This is a genomic window from Streptomyces sp. NPDC008238, assembly GCF_042956445.1.
GTDB lineage: Bacteria > Actinomycetota > Actinomycetes > Streptomycetales > Streptomycetaceae > Actinacidiphila.
Map to the genome: position 1 here is coordinate 72,191 of NZ_JBIBGK010000029.1, position 21,534 is coordinate 93,724.

19 protein-coding genes and 1 pseudogene are annotated in these 21,534 nt (G+C 73.9%); 8 read left to right on the top strand and 12 right to left on the bottom strand.

Features of this window, described 5'->3' with window-relative positions; all coding sequences use genetic code 11:
• The first annotated feature begins 107 nt into the window (after positions 1-107).
• The 4 genes from polX (at position 108) to ACFZAU_RS35610 (ending at position 4,785) form a co-directional block, all read left to right on the top strand.
• The gene (gene polX / locus ACFZAU_RS35595; protein ID WP_500555601.1) at positions 108-1,841 is read left to right on the top strand and encodes a DNA polymerase/3'-5' exonuclease PolX; all 1,734 of its coding nucleotides are present in this window, start codon (positions 108-110) and stop codon (positions 1,839-1,841) included.
• A 62-nt stretch (positions 1,842-1,903) separates the two neighbouring features.
• Positions 1,904-2,308, top strand: a complete 405-nt coding sequence (locus ACFZAU_RS35600) for a hypothetical protein (RefSeq protein ID WP_500555602.1) — start codon at positions 1,904-1,906, stop codon at positions 2,306-2,308.
• Between the two features lie 117 nt (positions 2,309-2,425).
• A complete protein-coding gene (locus ACFZAU_RS35605) occupies positions 2,426-3,208 on the top strand; it encodes a VOC family protein (RefSeq protein WP_499515369.1) in 783 nt (260 codons plus the stop codon).
• Between the two features lie 146 nt (positions 3,209-3,354).
• Positions 3,355-4,785 carry a lipase maturation factor family protein gene (locus tag ACFZAU_RS35610; protein ID WP_500555603.1) on the top strand — a complete coding sequence of 477 codons (1,431 nt, stop codon included), beginning with the start codon at positions 3,355-3,357 and terminating at the stop codon, positions 4,783-4,785.
• Between the two features lie 36 nt (positions 4,786-4,821).
• Here the strand turns inward: ACFZAU_RS35610 and ACFZAU_RS35615 are convergent, their stop codons facing one another.
• Positions 4,822-5,106, bottom strand: coding sequence for an acylphosphatase (locus ACFZAU_RS35615; RefSeq protein WP_500555604.1), 285 nt, complete (start codon positions 5,104-5,106; stop codon positions 4,822-4,824).
• Positions 5,103-5,840: a DUF72 domain-containing protein gene (locus tag ACFZAU_RS35620; protein WP_499603219.1), complete on the bottom strand. Its 738-nt coding sequence runs from the start codon at positions 5,838-5,840 to the stop codon at positions 5,103-5,105. Before ACFZAU_RS35620 ends, ACFZAU_RS35615 begins: the two co-directional genes overlap by 4 nt.
• 87 nt (positions 5,841-5,927) lie before the next feature.
• On the opposite strand from ACFZAU_RS35620, the gene ACFZAU_RS35625 reads away from it, so the two are divergent.
• On the top strand, positions 5,928-7,217 hold the full coding sequence (locus ACFZAU_RS35625) for a phosphoribosyltransferase family protein (RefSeq protein WP_500555605.1): 1,290 nt from the start codon (positions 5,928-5,930) through the stop codon (positions 7,215-7,217).
• A 48-nt stretch (positions 7,218-7,265) separates the two neighbouring features.
• Positions 7,266-7,721, top strand: coding sequence for a Crp/Fnr family transcriptional regulator (locus ACFZAU_RS35630; protein WP_500463305.1), 456 nt, complete (start codon positions 7,266-7,268; stop codon positions 7,719-7,721).
• Here the strand turns inward: ACFZAU_RS35630 and ACFZAU_RS35635 are convergent.
• A pseudogene (locus ACFZAU_RS35635) lies at positions 7,718-8,631 on the bottom strand (MerR family transcriptional regulator). The gene ACFZAU_RS35630 and the pseudogene ACFZAU_RS35635 sit on opposite strands and share 4 nt — an antisense overlap.
• A gap of 79 nt (positions 8,632-8,710) precedes the next feature.
• Positions 8,711-9,571: a DUF6777 domain-containing protein gene (locus tag ACFZAU_RS35640; RefSeq protein WP_500555606.1), complete on the bottom strand. Its 861-nt coding sequence runs from the start codon at positions 9,569-9,571 to the stop codon at positions 8,711-8,713.
• Between the two features lie 89 nt (positions 9,572-9,660).
• Between ACFZAU_RS35640 and ACFZAU_RS35645 the strand changes: the two genes are divergently transcribed.
• Positions 9,661-10,962: a streptophobe family protein gene (locus ACFZAU_RS35645; RefSeq protein ID WP_500555607.1), complete on the top strand. Its 1,302-nt coding sequence runs from the start codon at positions 9,661-9,663 to the stop codon at positions 10,960-10,962.
• Positions 10,963-11,156: 194 nt separating this feature from the next.
• Here the strand turns inward: ACFZAU_RS35645 and ACFZAU_RS35650 are convergent, their stop codons facing one another.
• The 4 genes from ACFZAU_RS35650 to ACFZAU_RS35665 form a co-directional block, all read right to left on the bottom strand.
• Positions 11,157-11,741 carry a hypothetical protein gene (locus ACFZAU_RS35650; RefSeq protein ID WP_500555608.1) on the bottom strand — a complete coding sequence of 195 codons (585 nt, stop codon included), beginning with the start codon at positions 11,739-11,741 and terminating at the stop codon, positions 11,157-11,159.
• Between the two features lie 6 nt (positions 11,742-11,747).
• The gene (locus ACFZAU_RS35655; RefSeq protein ID WP_500555609.1) at positions 11,748-14,090 is read right to left on the bottom strand and encodes an FHA domain-containing protein; all 2,343 of its coding nucleotides are present in this window, start codon (positions 14,088-14,090) and stop codon (positions 11,748-11,750) included.
• A gap of 94 nt (positions 14,091-14,184) precedes the next feature.
• Entirely contained in the window at positions 14,185-15,660 is a 1,476-nt protein-coding gene (locus ACFZAU_RS35660; RefSeq protein WP_499603212.1) for an SDR family NAD(P)-dependent oxidoreductase, read from the bottom strand.
• Positions 15,661-15,833: 173 nt separating this feature from the next.
• On the bottom strand, positions 15,834-16,076 hold the full coding sequence (locus tag ACFZAU_RS35665; protein WP_499603211.1) for a hypothetical protein: 243 nt from the start codon (positions 16,074-16,076) through the stop codon (positions 15,834-15,836).
• Between the two features lie 146 nt (positions 16,077-16,222).
• Between ACFZAU_RS35665 and ACFZAU_RS35670 the strand changes: the two genes are divergently transcribed.
• Positions 16,223-18,046 carry an AMP-dependent synthetase/ligase gene (locus ACFZAU_RS35670; RefSeq protein ID WP_500555610.1) on the top strand — a complete coding sequence of 608 codons (1,824 nt, stop codon included), beginning with the start codon at positions 16,223-16,225 and terminating at the stop codon, positions 18,044-18,046.
• A 7-nt stretch (positions 18,047-18,053) separates the two neighbouring features.
• Here the strand turns inward: ACFZAU_RS35670 and ACFZAU_RS35675 are convergent, their stop codons facing one another.
• The 4 genes from ACFZAU_RS35675 to ACFZAU_RS35690 form a co-directional block, all read right to left on the bottom strand.
• Positions 18,054-18,938: a S1 family peptidase gene (locus ACFZAU_RS35675; RefSeq protein WP_500555611.1), complete on the bottom strand. Its 885-nt coding sequence runs from the start codon at positions 18,936-18,938 to the stop codon at positions 18,054-18,056.
• 202 nt (positions 18,939-19,140) lie between these two features.
• The gene (locus tag ACFZAU_RS35680) at positions 19,141-20,058 is read right to left on the bottom strand and encodes a lysophospholipid acyltransferase family protein (RefSeq protein ID WP_500555612.1); all 918 of its coding nucleotides are present in this window, start codon (positions 20,056-20,058) and stop codon (positions 19,141-19,143) included.
• Between the two features lies 1 nt (position 20,059).
• Positions 20,060-20,842, bottom strand: coding sequence for a GNAT family N-acetyltransferase (locus ACFZAU_RS35685; RefSeq protein ID WP_499603207.1), 783 nt, complete (start codon positions 20,840-20,842; stop codon positions 20,060-20,062).
• A gap of 136 nt (positions 20,843-20,978) precedes the next feature.
• Positions 20,979-21,530, bottom strand: coding sequence for a MarR family winged helix-turn-helix transcriptional regulator (locus ACFZAU_RS35690; protein ID WP_500555613.1), 552 nt, complete (start codon positions 21,528-21,530; stop codon positions 20,979-20,981).
• Positions 21,531-21,534: the final 4 nt, after the last annotated feature.

Genomic DNA, 21,534 nt, shown 5'->3' on the forward strand with positions numbered 1-21,534 from the left:
ACCGGCGGTTCCGCCGCCCCTCCACGGTGCCCCATCGCCCGTCGGGCCGCGAGGGGAAGCACGGCCGGGGGCGTTAGGCCGCGGCGCGCCCCGGGAAGGGGCCGTACATGGCCAGGGCCAACGACGAGGTCGAAGCCCTGCTCAGTGAGTACGCCGACCTCATCCAGATCACCGGCGGAGACGCGTTCAAGGCGCGCGCCTACGAGAAGGCCGCCCGCGCCATCGGCGGCCACCACGAGGACGTCGCCCGGCTCGGCGACAAGGAGCTGCGGAAGATCCCCAACGTGGGGAAGTCCGTCGCCGAGAAGGTCACCGAGTACCTGCGCACCGGCACCGTCCCCGCCGTCGAGGAACTGCGTGCCCGCATCCCCGCGGGCGTGCGGGAGATGACCGCGATCCCGACCCTCGGCCCCAAGCGGGCCATGATGCTCTACGAGGAGCTGCACATTGCCTCGGTGCAGGAACTCGCCGACGCCATCCACGCCGAACGCCTGCGCGACCTGCCCGGATTCGGCGCCCGCACCGAGGAGAACATCCTGCACGGCATCGCCCTGCTGCGGTCCTCGGGCGGCCGGGTCCCGCTGGACGTCGCCACGCAGGTCGCCGAGGAGGTCGTCGCCGAGCTCGCCGCGCTCCCCGGCTGCGAGCGCTGCGCGTACGCCGGCTCGCTGCGCCGCATGCGGGAGACGGTCGGGGACGTCGACGTCCTCCTCTCCGCCGAACGCTCCGCGCGGTTCATGGACGCGTTCACCCGGATGCCCGCCACCGCCGAGGTCGTCGTGCGCGGCGAGAAGAAGACCTCGATCCGCACCACCAAGGGCCTCCAGGTCGACCTGCGGGTGGTGCCGCCCGACGCCTGGGGCGCCGCACTGCAGTACTTCACCGGCTCCAAGGCACACAACATCCGCACCCGCGAGATGGCCGTCCACCACGGCCTCAAGCTCTCCGAGTACGGGCTCTTCGACGCCGCGACCGGCGAGCTGGTCGTCTCCCGGACCGAGGAGGAGGTCTACGCCCGGCTCGGACTGCCCTGGATACCGCCCACCCTGCGCGAGGACCGGGGTGAGATCCAGGCCGGCCTGGCGGGGGAGCTCCCCGAGCCGCTGGCCCCCGGCGACGTCCGCGGCGACCTGCACACCCACACCGACCTCACGGACGGCCTCGCCGGCCTGGAGGAGATGGTGGCCGCGGCGGCCGCCCGCGGCTACGCCTACTACGCGGTCACCGACCACGCGCCCGACCTGTACATGCAGCGCATGACCGAGGCGAAGATCCTCGCCCAGCGGGAGCAGGTCCGCCGCCTGGACCGCGCGCACCGGGGCATGCGCGTCCTGCACGGCACCGAACTCAACATCGGACCCGACGGGGGTCTGGACTGGCCGGACGAGTTCCTGGCCGGGTTCGACCTGTGCGTCGCCTCGATCCACTCCCACTTCAACCAGGACCGCGACACCCTCACCCGGCGCCTGGTGCGCGCCGCGGAGAACCCGTACGTCAACATCATCGGCCACCCCACCACCCGGCTGCTCGGCAGGCGCCCGGGCATCGACGCCGACCTCGACGAGGTCTTCGCCGCATGCGCCCGCACCGGCACCGCGCTCGAGGTCAACGCCCAGCCCGACCGGCTCGACCTCGGCGACGAACTGATCCTGCGGGCCCGCCGGCACGGCGTGCGGTTCGCCGTCGACAGCGACGCGCACTCCACCGTCCACCTGGACTTCATGCGCTACGGCGTCGGCACCGCCCAGCGGGGCTGGCTCACCGCGGACGACGTCGTCAACGCCTGGCCGCTCACCCGGCTGCGGCGCTTCCTGCGCAAGCGCGGCCGTACGCATCCGTGACCGTACCAGGGGTAGGCGCGGGACGAGGGCCCCGTACCACGCCCGACATCGAGGAGGACACGATGCTGCTGCTGGGATTCGTGCTCATGGGCGCGACCGCCGCCTTCACCGGACTGCTGATCGCGGAGAACCTCGGGGGAGGCCCCGACTACACCGTGACGCTGTTCGGCTCCGACATCGCCACCGTCAACACCCTCGGCGCGTTCCTCGCCGGTCTCGCGCTCGCCCTGGTGTTCTGCCTGGCCTCGGTGGTCGCCCTGGCCGGCGCCGGACGCGAACGCAGCCGCCGCGCGGAGCTGCGCCGACTGCGCCGCCGGGCCCGCGCCGCCGAGAAGGCGCCCGACACCACCACCGCCGGCACCGCGGCCCCCGCCGCCGGCACCGCCAGGACCGACGACGAGACGGCGGCCGCCCAGACCCCCACCCCCTCCGCCCGCCGCCGGGGCATGCACCTGTTCGGCCACTGACCCACCGGGCCGCAGCACGTGGCGCCCGCCCACCGGTACGTACGACGGACCGCCGAAGATGCCTCCAGGACCCGCTGCCGCCATTCTGGGAACGGGGCAGGACAAGGAGGCCGGTACGTGTCCACCGCGAAGATCTGCTGTGTGGCGGGCGCCCCGTGCTGGGTCAGCCTGATGGCACGCGACCTGGACGTGGCGAAGGCGTTCTACGGACCACTGCTCGGCTGGGAGTTCGAACCCGGGCCCTCACGCTGGGGCCCGTACGAACGCGCGCTGGTGAACGGCACGGAGGTCGCCGGCATCGGGGCCATCGCCCGGGACTGGGAGACCTCGGTGTCCTGGACCACGTACTTCGGGGTGGAGAGCGCCGACGCCACGGCCTCCGACATCCGCGACCGCGGCGGCACGGTGGCCGTCGGCCCGCTCGACTTCGACGCCGGGCGGCTGGCCCTGGTCGCCGACTCCATGGGCGCGTCCTTCGGCATCTGGGAGGGCGAGCACGGCCCCGCCCGCAAGCTGCGGATGCACGGCGCCCCCTCGTGGATCGAGCTGCGCACCCGGGACGCCTTCGCCGCGGCCCTGTTCTACGGCGAGGTCTTCCACTGGGACCGGCGCGGCCCCCGCTACGTCGTGGAGTGGGAGAACGACCGCGTCGTGCTGTACGTCGACGGGCACAGCGTCGCGGGCATCCGCGGCGGGGGCGTCGAGGCCGCGGCCGACCCGAAGGTCCGGCCGCGGTGGCACGTCTTCTTCACCGTCGCCGACGTCGACGAGGCCGTCCGGCGCGCCAAGGACCTGGGCGGCGAGGTCACCGGCGAACCCCTGGACAGCGCCTACGGCAGGGTGGCGGGCATCCGCGACCCGGAGGGCGGGCTGCTCTCCCTCGTCGCCGACCACGAGTAGCGCACCACGAGCAGCGCATGACGCGTGGCGGACCACCAGCGCGCACCACGCGTGGCGCGTGCCAGCCGCGTCCCATCGGATGAACCTCGCCCCGCCATCGTCCCGCCGGGTCGCGGACACCCCGGCGGGGCACTAGAGAAGCGGCCATGGAGTGGTTCACGGCACCCGACTACTGGCTGAGCCGCGTCGTCGTCCAGCGCGGGCTGGGCGTGCTCTACCTGGTCGGCTTCCTCGCCGCCGCCAACCAGTTCCGCGCCCTCATGGGCGAGCACGGGCTGCTGCCCGTCCCGGACTTCCTGCGGCGCGTGCCGTTCCGCCACGCGCCCAGCCTGTTCCACCTGCGCTACTCCGACCGCCTCTTCGCCGCCGTCGCCTGGGGCGGCGTCGCGCTGTCCGCCGCCGTCGTGGCGGGCGTCACCGACCTCGTGCCGCTGTGGGCCGCCATTCTGGTCTGGGCGGCGCTGTGGCTGCTCTACCTGTCGATCGTGAACGTCGGCCAGACCTGGTACGCCTTCGGCTGGGAGACCCTGCTGCTGGAGGCGGGCTTCCTGGCGGTGTTCCTCGGCAACGACGAGACCGGGCCGCCGGTGCTGATCCTGTGGCTGATGCGGTGGCTGCTCTTCCGCGTCGAGTTCGGCGCCGGGCTGATCAAGATGCGCGGCGACGCCTGCTGGCGCGACCTGACCTGCCTGTACTACCACCACGAGACGCAGCCCATGCCCGGCCCCCTCAGCTGGTACTTCCACCACCTGCCGCGCGGGGCGCACCGGGCCGAGACCGCCGCCAACCACTTCGCCCAGCTGGTGGTCCCCGTCGCCCTGTTCACCCCGCAGCCGGTGGCGAGCGTCGCCGCCTGCGTCGTCATCGTCACCCAGCTGTGGCTGGTGCTCTCCGGCAACTTCGCCTGGCTGAACTGGCTGACGATCGTCCTCGCGGTCGCCGCCCTCGACGGCTCCCTGGTCGCCGCGCCACCGCCCGCGGCGTCCGTCCCGCCGCCCGCCTGGTACGCGGCCCTGGTGATCGCCGCGACCGCCCTGGTCGCCGTCCTCAGCTACTGGCCCGCCCGCAACCTGCTCTCCCGCGGCCAGATGATGAACGTCTCCTTCAACCGGCTGCACCTGGTCAACTCCTACGGCGCCTTCGGCAGCATCAACCGGATGCGCCTGGAGGTCGTCGTCGAGGGCACCGACGCGGCCGAGCCCGGGCCCGGCGCCGTGTGGAAGGAGTACGGCTTCAAGGGCAAGCCCACCGACCGCCACCGGCTGCCCCGCCAGTTCGCCCCGTACCACCTGCGGCTGGACTGGATGATGTGGTTCGCCGGGATCTCCTCGGCGTACGCGTGGAGCTGGTTCCTCCCGTTCGTCGGCAAGCTCCTGGAGAACGACCCCCGCACGCTCCGGCTGCTGCGCAGCAACCCCTTCCCGGACGCCCCGCCGACGTACGTCCGCGCCCGCCTCTACCACTACCGCTTCACCGACCGGCGCACCCTGCGCGCCACCGGGGCCTGGTGGGAGCGGAGCCTCGTGCGCGAGTACCTGCCGCCGGTCGACCGCGAGGGCCTGCGGCACCTCGGCTGACGGCGCCGGCGGCGGCCGCACGCCCTCGTCGCGTGCTCAGTCGCGCCACGGGGTGGGGCGAACCTCGAAACCGGTGAGCCCCTCGGGCTCCTCGTCGACGACCTCCACACGGTCCACCACGGACAGCGGGGACCCCTCGTGCGACCACGCCACCATCTCGTCCACCGCCCCGGACGGCCCCTCGAAGACCGCCTCGACGGTGCCGTCCGGCCGGTTGCGGACCCACCCGGCGACACCGGTGCCGGCCGCCGTCATACGGCAGGTGTCCCGGAAGTACACCCCCTGGACGTCGCCCGACACCACGACCCGGCGCCGGATCACGACGACCGCACCCGGCCGACCGCGTCACGGAAGGCGTCGGCGTCCAGGACGGCCGCCCCGCCGGGGTCGTTGTTGAAGTACACAAACACGTCGGAGCCCTCCGGCCAGGTGTCCGCGATGCGGTGCGCCCAGGTGGTCAGCGCCCGGGACCCGTAGCGGGGCCACGGCCGGGCGATGCCCTCATGGAAGCGTACGTAGCCCCAGTCCGCGGTGCGCCACAACGGTGTCACGGGGCGCGCCCGCCGGTCGGCCCAGCACAGCGCCGCCCCGCGGCGCCTGAGGAGCGCGCGGATCTCGGGGGTCCACCAGGAGGCGTGCCGCGGTTCCACGGCCACCCGCACGTCCGCGGGGAAGCAGCGCAGGCACGTCTCCAGCACCCGGGCGTCGGCCCGCAGGTTCGGCGGCAGCTGCAGCAGCACCGGGCCCAGCCGGTCCCCGAGCCCCTCCGCATGCGTCAGCAGCCGCCGCACCGGCTCCTCCGGATCGCGCAGCCGCTTCATGTGGGTCAGGTAGCGGCTGGCCTTGACCGCCATCACGAAGCCCTCGGGCGTGTGCTCGCGCCAGCCGGCGAAGGTCTCCCTCGACGGCAGACGGTAGAAGGCGTTGTTGCTCTCGACCGTGCCGAAACGGCGCGCGTACTCCTCCAGCCACAGCCGCTGCGGCACCTGGGGCGGGTACAGCACGCCGCGCCAGTCCCGGTACTGCCATCCCGACGTTCCCACGAGCACGGACATCACGCGGTCCCTGGCCGGTTGCTTGCTGCTCCCCATTCAGGGTAGGTCGTAAGGAGTCCCGCATCTCCCGCTCGCGGGGGTGGAACCATGCACTTCACAGACCGCGCGGATGCCGGACGGCAGCTCGCCGAGCGGCTGCGGCATCTGGACTTCGACAACCCCGTCGTGCTCGGCCTGCCGCGAGGCGGCGTGGTCGTCGCCTATGAGGTGGCGCAGGCCCTGCACGCCCCCCTGGACGTGATCGTCGTCCGCAAACTCGGCGTCCCGTACCACCGGGAGCTGGGCTTCGGCGCCATCGGCGAGGGCGGCGCCAAGGTGCTCAGCGACGACATCGTCCGCATGAGCCACGTCTCCCGCGCCGACATCGACACCGTCGAGCACCACGAGGAGGCCGAGCTGGCCCGGCAGGCGCACCGCTTCCGCGAGGGGCGCCCGCGTACGCCGCTGGCCGGCCGCACCGTGCTCCTCGTCGACGACGGCGTCGCCACCGGCGCCACCGCCCTCGCCGCCTGCGAGGTGGCCCGCGCCCAGGGCGCGGCCCGGATCGTGCTCGCCGTGCCCGTGTCCTCGCCGCAGTCGCTGCCGGCACTGCGGCGGGCCGCCGACGACGTGGTGTGCCTGTCGGCGCCGAACGCCTTCTTCGCGGTGGGGGAGTGGTACCACGACTTCTCCCAGACCCGCGACGACGAGGTGTCCGGGCTGCTCAAGCAGGCCGCCGCCCGGGGGCCGCGGACCACCGAGGTGGATCTCGCCGTCGGCGGCGCCTCCGGGACGCGGCTCGCGGGGACGCTCACCAGGCCCGCCGACGCGCGGGCCCTGGTGATCTTCGCCCACGGCACGGGCAGCAGCCGGCACAGCCCGCGCAACCGCGCCGTGGCCGCCGTCCTCCACCAGGCCGGCCTCGGCACCCTGCTGTTCGACCTCCTCACCTCCGCCGAGGAGGCGGACCGCGCCAACGTCTTCGACATCGGACTGCTCGCCGGCCGCCTGGCCGACGTCACCGAGTGGGCCCGCGGGGAGAACCTGCCGCTCGCCTACTTCGGGGCCAGCACGGGCGCCGCCGCCGCGCTGTGGGCGGCGGCCGACCCCCGGGCCGCCCCGTACGTCTCCTCCGTGGTGTCCCGCGGCGGCCGCCCGGACCTGGCCATGCCCCGGCTCGGCGAGGTCAGGGCGCCCACCCTGCTCGTCGTCGGCGGCCGGGACACCACCGTCCTGGAGCTGAACCAGCGTGCCCAGGAAGCGCTCGGCTGCCCCAACCTCCTCCACGTGGTGCCCGGCGCGACCCACCTGTTCGAGGAGCCGGGAGCGCTCGACGAGGTGGCGCACCTGGCCCGCGACTGGTTGGCCGGTCACCTCCCTGCGACCCCGGGTCCGTGACCGTACCCTGAGGTCAGGGGGCGTGGAAGGGAGCAGGAGGATGCGCCGATGAGCAGCACGGTGACCATGCTGGACTCACTCCCGCCGGCCCACCGCCGGGCCTTCCTCGAACACGCCAGGAGGGTCAGCTTCCCGCAGAGCTGGCGCATCTGCGACGAGGGCAGATTCGCCGACCGGTTCTGGGTGGTCGAGTCGGGTGCCGTCTCCATCGACATGGACGTGCCCGGCCGCGGCTCGGTGTCCGTGGAGACCCTCGGCCCCGGCGAACTCGTCGGCTGGTCCTGGCTGTTCCCTCCCTACCGCTGGCAGGTCGGCGCCCACGCGCTGGGCTCGGTGGGCGCGTACGAGTTCAGCGCGGCCGAGATCCGCGACCTGTGCCGGGAGAGCCCGGTGCTGGGCCAGGCCATCGTGCTGGCCGCCGCCCAGACCATCGCCCAGCGGCTGGGCTCCGCCCGGGCCAGGATGCTCGACATGTACGGCCCGCGCCTGCAGGAGCACTCCTAAGGCGCGTCCGGCCTCCGGGGATGCGCCCTGAGGGCCTCGGACAGCCAGCGGAATTCGGCCACGTGCGTGGGACGCGGCGGCTCACCGGCGAGTACCGCCGGCAACTGCCGGTAGCGCTCCGCACGGTCGTCCAGGCCCGCCTCCAGCCGGGCCAGCACCGCGGCCCGGTCGGCGTCCGCGCCCAGGAGCGCGGTCAGCACGGGCTCGGCCTCCGGCGAGCCGGGTGCCACGCCGCTCTCCCGCGCCGGCCCCACGAGGCCGACGACCTTGCGCGCGAACCACACGGACGCGCCCGGCGCCGGGTGCTGCGCCGCGTTGTTCTCGACGACGGTGCGCATGTGGCGGCGAAAGTCCGGGTCGCGGACCAGCTCGGCGAGTTCACCCAGGCGTCCACCTGCTCGGGCGTGGGGTCGTCGGGCAGGTCGGCGGGGGTGCGGCGCATGCGGTCGCGGATGTCGGGGTCGGCGTCGAGCCCTTCGAAGACCTCGTCCACGAACTCCTCGACGATCCGACGCCGTTCGTCGGCCGAAAGCCGTGCCGGCTGGTTCAACAGGGTCATCTCCTCGGTGTCCGACTGCCGCTTCGCCACGGTGCCGAGCACCGCGCGGCGCAGCCGCAGCGTTCTGATCTGCGCGTCCAGCGCCTCCACATGGACGGCGGCGACGGCCGCGACCGTGGTCTCCCGTTCCAGGACCCGGCGTACGTCCTCCAGGCCCAGGCCCAGTTCCCGCAGCGTGCGGATCAACTCCAGCCGGGCGACGGAGGCGGCGTCGTACAGCCGGTAGCCGCCGTCGCTGCGCCCGGCCGGCGGCAGCGCGCCGATGTCGGACCAGTAGCGGATGGTGCGCACCGGCATGCCGGTACTGCGGGAGAGCCGCCCGATGGTGAGCAGCTCCTGGTCGTCGCTCATGCGGCCGAGTCTGGACCTTCCAGCGGCTGGAGGCTCAAGCCCCGTTCCCGGCCCCTGGTCCCGGCCGCGACGGCCCGGCTCACCGCACCCAGGTGTCGTCGCCGCCCCTGGTGCCCACAAGGCGGCGGAAAAGTTCGTCGCGGCCCGCGTCGTAGAGGACGAACGACCGGTGCGCCCGTGGCGCGGCGCGCACCGCGACCACCTCCGACGACCGGTAGCCGGGCCACGGCTGCCCGGTCCGGGCGGCGCCCTTGACCGCCTTCGGGGCCGACAGCGGATTGCCGCCCGCGCAGCGCACCCGGGGCAGGCCGCGGTCGTCGACCAGCACCGCCGTCCCGGTCTCCAGCACGGCGGCGAAGGAGGTCGCGGAGCCGTCCGCGAAGCCGTGGGCGGTGACCCGGGTGTCGAACCGCAGCAGCGCGGGGGTCAGCGACTCCAGGTACCGCCCGATGCCGTCCGCGTCGATGCCCGCCACCCCGGCGAACGCGTCCGCCTTGGCGGGGTCCTCGGTCAGGTACCGGGTCTGCCGCGCGACGTCGCACGCGGACGCGCCCTTGGTGCCGCCGTACAGGGCGCGCGTACCGCCGGAGACGCTGGGCGCCCCGTATGCGGCGGACGGCTCGGGGGTCAGGGTGGGCTCCGGGGCGTCACCGGGCGGCGACTCCTCGGCCGTGCCCGCGGTGAAGGCGTCGGGCCCCGCCTCCCGCGCGGGTTGCAGCACGATCCGCGGCCCGGTGGGCGACGGGCCCGTCCCCGGGGCGCCGTCGTCGCCCCGGGTGGCCAGGAAGACCGCCAGGACGAGCACCGCCGCGCCCAGCGCCGCGAGTGCCGACAGCCCGGCGCTCGACGTCCACCGCTTGCGGCGCGCGTGCGCGGGCTGCTCCTGACGGGGGCCGGGCGTGGGGGCGCCGGGCGGCTCCCCGGGCGGGGGTGAGGTCACTCCCGCATTCTCCGTCCCTCCTCCGACCGGGCCGCAAGCCGGGGCATTCCGGACGGGCGGGCGGCCGCCGGGCTGCTTAGCCTGACACCGTGACCCGGCACCCGCCCTCCGCCCCGCCCACCGCGCCTCCCATCACCTCGGGGTTCACCCACGGCTGGCCGCACGCGCTCGCGGCCGTCGTGGCCGGGTACGCCGTCATGGTGGTCGTGGCGGCCCTGGGCCTGTGGCTCGCCGGGGCCTCCGAACTGCCGCAGGGCGCGTTCCTGCCCGTCATCGCGGCCACCGTGGTCATGGCCGTCGGGGGCCGCGTCGGCCTCGAGGGCGGCGCCGGCACCATCGCCCGGTCGGACGCCGCGGTCACCGTCTTCCCGCTGTCCGTCACCCTCGCCGGTGCCCTGGTCACCGCCTACGTGGTCGTACGGCCGCTGCGGCGGCACGCGGTGGTCCCCGGGCACCGGATGCTGTGGCTCTTCGTCCGGACGGGCGTGCTGTGGGCCCTCGTCACGCTGCTGATCGCCCTCGGCGCGCACCACACGTTCACCATCTCCACCGGCGAGGACTTCCTGGGCGACCTGAGCGACCTGCTCGGCGTCACGCCCACCGTCGGTTTCCGCGCCGACGTCCCGGTCACGGTCGTCGCCGGGCTGCTGTGGCTGGCGGTCGTCCTCGTCCTGGCGTTCGCCGTGTCGCGGAGGGCGCCGCTGCCCTCCCGGCTGGTGCCCGCGCACACCGTCGTCCGGCCGGCCGCCCGCGCCATGGTGGGCGTCCTGCTCGCCTACGTGGTCGCCGGCGCCGTGATCGCGGTGGTCACCGCCTTCACCCGCGCGGAGCCCGCCGACGGCTTCGCCGTCGTCTTCCTCGGCCTGCCGAACGTCGCCTGGCTCGCCTTCGGCCTCGGCATGGGCGCCTCGTGGCACGGCGACGTGCAGGGGGCACTCGGCGTGCCCGTGCCGGAGGCGCTGGCTTCCGTGCTGAGCGGTGGGGACGGGGACGTCACCCTCGACCTCGGGGCCCTGTCCGAGTACGACGGCCGCGCGTGGTGGCTGGTGGTCGCCGCCGCCGTCGCCATGCTGGGCGCCGGGTGGGCCACGGCCCGGCGCGCCCCGCCCGGCACCGGGCACGTGCGCAACGCCGTCCACCTGGCGCTGGCGTCCGCGGTGGCCATGCTGCTGATCGGCGTGCTCACCCGGATCGACGCCCACTACGGACTGTCACTGTTCGGCATCGGCGACCCCTCCGACACCGGCGGCCTGGGCGGTTCGATCGTGCTGCTCCCGAACCTGCTCCCCGCGATCGGCATCGCCGCGCTGTGGGGCTTCGCGGCCGGCCTCCTCGGCAGCATGGCCGCCCGCCTGCTGCCCCCCGCCCGCGGGGGCGTCCCGGCCCGGTGAGGCGGCGGCGTGCCCCGGGCGCCGTCGCCGGGGCCGGTTCGGCGGGTGGCGATCGGACGGCGTCCTGCGGGTGGGATCAGCAGGCCGGCGGCTGTGCTTCGCCCGGCGGCGACGACGGTGGTCGCGGGGGAGGTCCCGGCGCCGGTCCCGCCCGGTGAGATGTCCCGGCCCGCCCGGACCGCCCCGCACCCGGGTCACGGTTCGCCCGGCCACGTGACGGGGCGGGTCTCGGTCGGGGACGAGGCGTTGCCCAGGGGCGGCTCCGCCGGTGGGGCGAAGGCGTCCGGGGCCGCCGTCGGAGGTGTGGAGGAGGCGTACGTGGCCATGCGGGAGCCGTCGCAGTAGCACCAGCGGTCGTGCTCGGCGTCGAAGAGCCACACCGAGTCGCCGTCGACGACGGCGCCGATCCGGATGCCGCTCGTGCCGCGGTCGAAGGACTCCAGGTCCATCCGGCCGGCCGCGAGGTCCTGCACCATGGCGCGGTACGAGCCGAGCGCCTCCACGAGCCGTCCCAGCAGGGGCCGGGCGTCCGCCGTGCGGGCCGGGGAGCCGCCGGCCGCCGGGGGGCCCTGCGGGACCGTGATCAGCAGCCGCCCGTCCACCCACGCGGACCAGCCGTTGGAGCACACGATCCGCGCCCAGTCGCCCCGGTGCTCGGTCACCCGCACCGGCAGCAGCGGGTCCAGCCCGGCGGAGGGGCTGGAGTCGTCCGGCGCCCGCCAGGTGGGGAGCCCGGCGGCCGGGGCGACGTGGGTCGGGACGAACTCCGGCTCGTACATCGGGGCCTACCTCCGCATGACGGCCGGCTCCTGGCGCCGCAGCAGCCTGGTGACGACGAGCCCGAAGGCCGCCGACAGCACCACGAGCATGCCCATGTCCAGGAGCCACATCGAGGGGACGGACCGGAACAGCGGGTCCGACGTCACGGTGCCGGGCGTGATGGCATGCAGGTCCAGCGTCGCGGCCATCGCCCCCAGCGCCCAGCGCGACGGCACCAGCCAGGCCACCTCCTCCAGGCCCGGGACCCCGTGCAGGGGGAGCAGCGCACCGCAGAAGACGACCTGCACGATGGCGAGCAGCACCAGCAGCGGCATGGTCACCTCCTCCTTGCGCACCAGGGCGGAGATCAGCAGCCCGAGCATCATCGAGGTGAACGCCAGCAGCGCCACCGCGATCGTGATCTCCAGCAGCGGCGGCATCAGGACCCCGCTCCCGCCCTGGGGTCTCAGGCGGACACCGACGAGGGCGACCATCGTCAGGACCACCGCCTGGGCGACGGTGACCAGTCCCAGGACCACGACCTTGGACGCGAGGTACGCCGAGCGGGACAGGCCCACGGCCCGCTCCCGCTGGTAGATCACGCGTTCCTTGACCAGCTCGCGGACCGCGTTGGCGGCCCCCGTGAGCACCGAGCCGACGCACAGGATCAGCAGCACGTTGAGCGCGTTGTTCCGGCCCAGCGAACCGCCGGCGAGGGCTCGTGCCATCCCGCCCATGACGAAGGGCAGTGCCACCATGATCGCCAGGAAGGTGCGGTCGGCGGCCAGCGACGCCGTGTAGCGGCGCACCAGCGTCCACAACTGGCCGCCCCAGCCCTGGGGCTTGGGCGGCTCGAGGGGTTCGAGCTCCGCGGGGGCCCCGGGACCGGCGGGCTCCAGCGCCGGCGCGATGTACTCGTCGTAGAGCGGGGACGCCTCGTACTGGCCTGCCCAGTCGCGGTTCTCCTCGTGCTCGAACGCCTCGAAGGCCTCGGGCCACTGCCGGAAGCCGAAGAAGGGCAGCGTCTTGGAGGGCGGCCCGTAGTAGGCCATGCGCCCGCCGGGGGCCATCACCAGCAGGCGGTCGCAGACCTCCAGGCTGAGCACGCTGTGCGTCACCACGATGACCGTGCGGCCGTCGTCGGCGAGTTCGCGCAGCATCGTCATCACCGAACGGTCCATCCCCGGGTCCAGGCCCGAGGTCGGCTCGTCCAGGAAGAGCAGCGAGGGCTTGGTCAGCAGCTCCAGGGCGACGCTCACCCGCTTGCGCTGGCCGCCGGAGAGCGTGTGCACCGGCTGCCGCACCCGCGCCTCCAGGCCCAGTTCGGCGATCACCTCGTCCACCCTGGCCTGCCGCTCCTCCTTGGCGGTGTCGCCGGGGAAGCGGAGTTCCGCGGCGTAGGAGAGGGCGCGGCCCACCGGCAGCTGCTGGTGCAGGATGTCGTCCTGCGGGACGAGCCCGATGCGCTGACGCAGGTCCGCGTACTCCCGGTAGAGGTCCCGGCCGTCGTAGAGCACCGTGCCCTGGTCGGCGGGGCGCAGCCCGGTCAGCGCGTTCAGCAGCGTCGACTTGCCGGAGCCGCTCGGCCCGACCACCGCCAGCAGGCACTTCTCGCCGACGGGGAAGCTGATGTCGTCCAGCAGCACCTTGCCGCCGTCGTCCACCCGTACCGACAGGTCGCGGACGTTGAGCGAGACCTCGCCGGTGTCGGTGAACTCCTGGAGCTCGTCGCCGACGAGCCGGAACACCGCGTGACCGACGTCGATGATGTCGCCCTGGTGCACCGTCGCCCGGTCGACGCGCTGGCCGTCCAAGTAGGTGCCGTTGTGGCTGTGCAGGTCGATGATCTCGTAGCCGCCGTCCGGCAGCGACCGCAGCTCGGCGTGGTGCCGGGAGACCAGCAGGTCCGAGACGACCAGGTCGTTGTCGGAGGCCCGCCCGATGTGGATCGTGCGGTGCGGCAGCGACCGCACCGAGGTCGGGTGGCGGAAGGTGCCGGTCGCCGCGGGGGAGGCCGCGGGCGGCGCCCGGTAGACGCCGGTGGGGGCCTCGGCGCTGCTCAGCCGGGCGCACGGCCCCTGCTCGGCGTGGCCGAAGCGGATGACGCTGCCCGGGCCGACCCCCCACTGCCGCACCGGCCGGCCGTTGACGAAGGTGCCGTTGGTGCTGTCCATGTCGTGCAGCATCCAGCTGTCGCCCGCGGGGCTGATCACCGCGTGGTGCCACGACACCCGGGGGTCGTCGAGGACGACGTCGCCGTCGGGGTCGCGACCGACGTGGTAGTCCCGACCCGGGACCAGGATCCGGGTGTCCCCGTCGGTCTCGAGCACGAGCTTGGGCGCGGTGGGCGCGGAACCTCGCTCGGCCACGCTTCGATCGTAGCCGCGGACCGGCCGCCCCGCCTGTCCCCCCCCTGTCCCGCAACGGGCCGTCACATGGCCCTGGGGGACGGTGCCGGGGCCCTCACCATTCGGTCGGCGCGTAGTCCTTGAGGAACACCCCGAACAGGTCCTCGCCCTGCTCGCCGCGGACGATCGGGTCGTACACCCGGGCGGCGCCGTCGATCAGGTCCAGCGGGGCGTGGAAGCCCTCCTCGGCCATGCGGACCTTGTCCGGGTGCGGGCGCTCGTCGGTGATCCAGCCGGTGTCGACGCTGGTCATCAGGATGCCGTCGGTCTCCAGCATCTCCCGGGCGCTGGTGCGGGTCAGCATGTTGAGCGCGGCCTTGGCCATGTTGGTGTGCGGATGGCCCGCGCCCTTGTAGCCGCGGGTGAACTTGCCCTCCATCGCGGAGACGTTCACCACGTACTTGCGGCGGGCCGCGGCGGCGGCCATCGCCGGGCGCAGCCTGCTGACCAGGATGAAGGGCGCGGTCTCGTTGCACAGCTGCACTTCGAGCATCTCGACCGGGTCGACCTCGCCCACGGCGCGGCTCCAGCTGTTCTCCGCGTCCAGGTCGGGGATCAGCCCGCCGGCGTCGATCGCGGTGCCGGCCTCGATCCGGGCGAGCGAGGCAGAACCGCTCACCAGGGCCAGGTCCGTGACCTCCCGGGCCCGGGCGGCCAGCTCCGCGCGAGGGGCGGGCAGTGCGGGCTGGGCGCCGCTGCCGAAGGCGCCGAAGACCTCCGAGGCGGGCAGCGCACCGGCCGGGAGCGGCGCGGACTCGGCGGCCACCAGCTCCGCGTACGCGGCGGGGGAGCGCCGCACGGTCTGCGCCGCGTTGTTGATCAGGATGTCCAGCGGGCCCTCGGCGGCCACCGAGTCGGCGAGCGCCACCACCTGGGCCGGGTCGCGGAGGTCGACCCCGACGATCTTGAGGCGGTGGATCCACTCGTCGCTGTCCGGCATCGCCTTGAAGCGCCGGATCGCGTCCGCGGGGAAGCGCGTGGTGACGGTGGTGTGGGCACCGTCGCGCAGCAGCCGCAGCGCGATGTACATGCCGATCTTGGCCCGGCCGCCGGTGAGCAGGGCGCGCCGGCCGCTCAGGTCGGCCCGCGCGTCGCGCCGTGCACGGTTGGAGGCCGCGCAGTCCTGGCACAGCTGGTGGTAGAAGGCGTCGACCTCGACGTAGCGGCCCTTGCACACGTAGCAGGAGCGCGGCCGCTGCAGGATGCCGGCGATCTCACCGATGGTCGAGGAGGACGGCAGCAGCCCCTGGGTCTCGTCGTCGATGCGTTCCGCGGAACCGGTGGCCGTGGCCTCGGTGACGGCCTTGTCGTGGGCCGTCTTGGCGGAACGCCGCTCCTGGCGGCGCCGCTGCTTCACCGTCCGGTAGATGCCGGCCGTGGCCCTGCGCACGGTGATCGCGTCGGGGTGGTCCAGCGGCAGCTCGTCGAGTTCCCTCAGCACGCTGAGGCACAGTTCCAGGCGTACCGGGTCGATGCCGGGGACGCCGTCCCGGGCCGTGGCCGTGCTCTGCTCGTTCTCGGTCGCCGTCATGCCCGCCGTCGTTCCCTGGATCGTGTGTTCCCACTGGTGTCCTGCGGAACTCTACGGAGGCGGCGGGCCCCGGCCAAAACGGCGGCTTTCGCCCGTGCCCCGTCCGGTGGCCGCGGGCGGTGGCCCGGAGCGGTCGCGGGGCGGTCCCGGGGCGGTCGGCGGCGGGCCGGCGGTCACTCCAGGGGAGCGGTGGCCTCGCTCTCGTACGCGTAGTCCCAGGGCTCGTCGGCCATGTGCTCGAGGCGCTTGTAGTACGCGGCGCTGTCGGGCCACGCCTGGTGAACCCCGGCGTCCTGCACGCTGATGGCCAGCGGGTCGTACAGGATGCCCTCGGGGGGCTGCCCCCCGGCTCCCAGGACGATGCCGAGGGTGAGACCGTCCCCGGGGCCGCCGTGGAGTCGGATCCTGGTGGTCATGGAGGTCACCTCCTGCATCCATGATCTCTCGCCGGGGGAGGTTTGGTGAAGAAGCCGGACGGCGACCGGCCCCGGGCCGACAGTGCGTGAGAGATCCGTTACGTTACGTTTCTCCGCCCGCTCCGACCCCCCCACGAGGTGCCCGCGTGCGCGAATTCAGTCTTCCCGCGCTGGTCCCGGCCACCCTCGCCGGTGGCCTCGCCGACGTGGTGTTCGAGACCGCGGCGCAGGCCCCCGACGAGGTGCGGCTGGGCCGCAAGGAGGACGGCCGCTGGCACGACGTGACCGCGGCGGAGTTCCGCGACGAGGTGCTGGCCCTGGCCAAGGGCCTGCTCGCGCACGGGGTGCGGTTCGGGGACCGGGTGGGGATCATGTCGCGCACCCGCTACGAGTGGACGCTGTTCGACTTCGCGCTGTGGACCGTCGGGGCCCAGCCGGTGCCCGTCTACCCGACCTCCTCCGCCGAGCAGCTGCGCTGGATCCTCCACGACACCGGCGCCGTCGGCTGCGTGCTGGAGAACGAGGACCACGCCATGACGCTGGGCTCGGTGATCGACCGGCTGCCCGCCGTGACCCGGGTGTGGCAGCTGGACTCCGGGGCGGTGAAGCAGCTGGTGGCGGACGGCGAGCGGATCTCGGAGGACGTGGTCCACCGGCACCGGCTCGCGGTCACCCCCGACGCCGTCGCCACCGTGATCTACACCTCGGGCACCACCGGGCGCCCCCGCGGCTGCGTCCTGACCCACGGCAACTTCATGTGCCAGACCGACAACCTCATCGCGGGCTGGCGGCCGGTCTTCGACAGCGGCACCTCAGCGCAGCCGTCCGTGCTGCTCTTCCTGCCGCTGGCCCACGTCTTCGGCCGCATGATCCAGGTGGCGACGGTACGGGCCGGGGCGCGGCTGGGCCACCAGCCGGAGATGACGGCCGCCGAACTCCTGCCCGACCTGGCGCTGTTCCGGCCGACCTTCGTGCTCGCCGTGCCGTACGTCTTCGAGAAGGTCTTCAACTCCGCGCGGGACAAGGCGGAGGAGGCCGGCCACCTCGGGGTGTTCGACAAGGCCGTCGACGTGGCGGTGCGCTTCGCCGAGGCCCGCGAGCGCCGCGCGCTGGGCACCGGCCCGGGCCCGAGCGCCGCGCTGCGGGTGCTGCACCGGTTCTACGACCGGATGGTGTACGCCAGGGTCCGCGAGGCGCTGGGCGGCCGGGTCCGCAACGCGGTGAGCGGCGGTTCCACGATGGGGCGGCGGCTCGGGCTGTTCCTGGAGGGCGCGGGGGTCACGGTGTACGAGGGGTACGGACTCACCGAGTCCACCTCGGCGGCCACCGCCAACCCGCCCGGCCGGGTGCGCTACGGAACGGTCGGCCACCCCGTGCCGGGCACGGCGGTCAGGATCTCGGACGAGGGCGAGATCCTGCTGCGCGGCCCGGCCGTGTTCTCCGGCTACCTCGGTGATCCCGAGGCCACGGCGCAGGCCCTGCGCGACGGCTGGCTGCACACCGGCGACCTCGGCTCCCTCGACGAGCACGGCTACCTGACGATCACCGGCCGCAAGAAGGAGATCATCGTCACCACCAGCGGCAAGAACCTCTCCCCGGCCGTCCTGGAGGAACGGGTCCGCGAGCACCCGCTGATCGAGCACTGCCTGGTCATCGGCAACGACCGGCCGTACGTGACGGCCCTGGTGACCCTGGACGCCGAGGCGACGGCCCAGTGGCTGCGGCTGCGCGGGAAGGAGCGGGCCGGGCTGCAGGAGCTGGTGCGCGACCCGGACCTGGAGACGGAGGTGCGGCGGGCGGTGTCGGCGGCCAACACACGGGTGTCGAAGGCGGAGTCGATCCGCTCGTTCCGCGTGCTGGCCGCCTCCTTCACCGAGGAACGGGGGCTGGTCACCCCCTCCCGCAAGCTCAGGCGCCGGGCGGTCGAGGAGGCCTACGCCGCCGAGATCGACGCCATGTACCGGCGCTGAACCGCGGTCACGGCTTGGGGAGCCCGCAGCCCGGCAGGGTGAGGTCGAAGCGGTTGCCCGTGGTGACGCAGGCGCCGATGCCGTAGGTCTGCTCGGCGTAGTTGATGCCCTGGCGGACGGTGACGGTGCCGTTCGCGGCCACCTCGCAGGGGTTGTTGAGGGTGCAGCGGCCCCCGTCCTCGTTGCCCGTGTTGTTGATGGCGACGACCTTGCCGGTGGCGGTGTCGATGACCGGCGAACCCGAGGTGCCGCCGATGGTGTTGCACGAGGGGGTGTAGCGGACCGAGTCCTTCCAGGTCCAGTCGCCCTCCTTGAGGAGGTGGACGAAGCCGTCGATGGAGCAGCTGTAGATGGTCTTCCAGTACCCGGAGACCACCTTGATGGCCGTGCCCTGTACCGGGTGCGTGCCGGAGACCTCCAGCGCGGAGATCCCGTAGGAGGACCGGATCTGCGCATAGGTGCGGTTCAGCTGGTACACCGAGATGTCGGTGTCGGTCATGGTCGCGTACGCCAGCTTGGTGGCGCGCAGCGTGGCGACCGAGCGGCCCGAGGCGTTGAGCAGGCCGAAGGTGCGCGTGGACGCCTGGTTCACCAGCACTTCGCCGGCGTCGAGGAAGCCGCTGGTCAGGCAGTGCCCGTTGGAGAGCACCAGGGCGGGGTCGGTGGACGCGGAGGACGGGAAGCGGATGAGCGACCCGGAGCAGTTGCTGAGCGACACCGTCCCGGCGAAGTCGACGGTGACGGCGGCCGGGGCCGGGGCCGCGGCCGTGTGCGGTGCGGCCGCGGCGTCACGGCCGGCCGCCGAGGCGGGGGCGCCGGACAGGCCGAGGGTCGCGACCGCGGCGAGGGCCGCGAGGGCGGCCGCGAGGAATCCTCTGAGAGGTCGTTTCATGTGGGGGGTCCTCTCGAGACCGAAGTTCTTTCGGTTTTGGCATGCACATTGTCATGAACCGAAAGGGTGGTCACAAGAGGGCCACGAACCGCCGGACCGCGCCCGCCCGGTGCCGTGGAGGCGGCAGCCGGTGGGCGCGGTCCGGTGACGGGACGTCAGCCTGCGCGTTCGTCGGGAGTGGGCCCGGACGCCGGCCCGGACGTCAGCCGGGAAGTCCCACGACCTGGTCGCCGGGACGGAGGGCCGGCGCGCCGACCCGGACGCCCGTCCCGCGCCCGTGGGGACCGGCCTGGACCGGTATGACCGGACGCGGCGCGGGGGCGACGGCGGAGTGGCGGGCGGCGGCCGCCAGCGCACGCCGGTCGGGCAGCGAGTCCGCGGTGATGCGGGGGAACGCCGTCACCTCCGCCGTGAGGCCGCGGGCCGCGACCACCCGTCGCACCGAGTCCATCAGGGTGTCCTCGCCGAGGAACGCCGCCGCGGTGCTGGACCGCCCGTCGGCGTACCGGTAGCGGACGAGCAGCGGCTGCACGTCGGCGCCCGCGTCCAGCGCGGCCTGGAACAGCGCCCGGCGGTAGTGGCCTTCCTCGCCGCCGCACCAGGTGCTGCCCTCCGGGAACGCCACGACCGTGGCGCCCGAGCGCAGCGCCTGCGCGACCTCCGCCACCGTGTCCGGCAGGGTGCGGATCCGCTCCCGGTCGATGAAGATCGTGCGGCCGCGCACGCACAGCCGCCCGATCACCGGCCAGTCGCGGATCTCCCGCTTGGCGACGTTGCGCCCCGGGAAGACCGCGGCGATCAGCACGATGTCCAGCCACGACACGTGGTTGGAGACCACCAGCAGACCGGTGCCCGGCTCCCGCGGCGCCGCATCGGGCAGCCGTACCCGGATGCCGAAGGCCGCCACCGCGGCGCGGGTCCAGCGCCGGATCAGCCGCTCGCGTCCGGCCGGACCGCACAGCGCGCCGAGCGGCACCGACAGCACGACGCCGACGAGCAGCACCGTCACCGCGGCGAGGTAACGCAGCAGCCGCCGGAGGAGGCCCACCTTCGGGCCGTCACCGGTCACGCACGCCTGCGGGGTGCAGGTCGAGACCGGCGACCACCACGCCGCGGCCATCTCAGACCGACCCGAGCGAGCCGAGGGCGCCGAAGTGCCGCAGGTAGCGCTCGTCGGTGCGCTCCAGGGAGAGCAGGATGAACAGGTCGGCGACACCGAAGTCCGGGTCGTGGGCGGGCTCGCCGCACACCCAGGCACCCAGCCGCAGGTAGCCGCGGAGCAGCGCCGGCAGCGTGGCGCGGGCCGGGCGGGCGATGCCCGTCGGGTCCCAGGGGCGGAGCGGGGAGACCCGGTACTCCTCGGGGGCCAGGTTCTTGGCCGAGACGCGGTCCCACACGCCGGCCGCCAGCGAGCCGCCGTCGGCCAGCTCCACCGAGCAGCAGCCGGCCAGCCAGTTGTGACCGGTGGTCGCCATGTAGCGGGTGATGCCGCCCCACATCAGCGCGACGACGGCCCCGTCCCGGTGGGCGGGGTGCACGCACGAGCGGCCGACCTCGACCATGTCGTGCTGGATCGGCGCGAGCCGGGACAGGTCGAACTCGGACTCGGAGTAGGTGCGGCCCGCGCGGCGGGCGTTGGCGGGGGTCAGCAGCCGGTAGGTGCCAACGACCTCACCGGTCGCGTCCTCCTTCACCAGCAGGTGGTCGCAGTAGGCGTCGAGGGCGTCGACGTCCAGGCCCGGCTCGGGGGTGTCCAGCACGGCCCCCATCTCCCCGGCGAACACCTGGTGCCGCAGACGCTGCGCGGCCCGCACCTCCGCCTCGTCCTGGGCGAGGCTCACCGAGTAGCGGGGCCGGTCGGTCGGGGTGTCGACGACGGGTGCGAGTTCGTACGAAGCGGTCATGGCGCGATTCCCTGGTCAGGGGGACGGGGACACCCTTATCTGTCCCGTCGCGGCCTTGCCTTGGCGTGTCCTTGACGGAGCGCGCAGATGTGCGCTCGCTGAAGTGCCGGTGCCGTGGCCCCGCGGACCGCCCGCTTCACCCGGAAAGCGCTCCCAAGCGGCCTTCGAGCAGCAGCAGGAGTTCACCGAGGATACCCGCCAGATCCTCGCGGCGGCCTTCCGGCAGACCGGACAGCAGCCCCGTCTCGTAGGCGAGCTGCTCGGGCAGCACGCGGTCGACGAGCGTCAGTCCCTCGTCGGTCAGCCGCAGGTGGGAGACCCGGCGGTCGCGGCCGTCCGGGCGGCGGGCCACCAGGCCGCGCTCCTCCAGCAGCTTGATCCGCTTGGTGACCGCGGCGCCCGAGGCGAAGGTCTCCCGGGCCAGCCGGCCGGGGGTGAGCTCGCCGCCGACGCGGCGCAGGGCGAGGAGGATGTCGTACTCCGGACGGGTGAGGCCCTCGCGGCCCAGAGGCGTCTCGGTGACCTGCTGCAGCAGCGCCGCGCAGCGGTTGAGCCTGCCGATCACGGCGACCGGACCGAAGTCCAGGTCGGGGTAGACGTCCTGCCACTGGCGCAGCACCGTCGCGACGGCGTCCTCCACGCGAGTCGTCCTCCCTCCGTACGCCGGCGGCTCCGGCGGCGTCCGCATGATC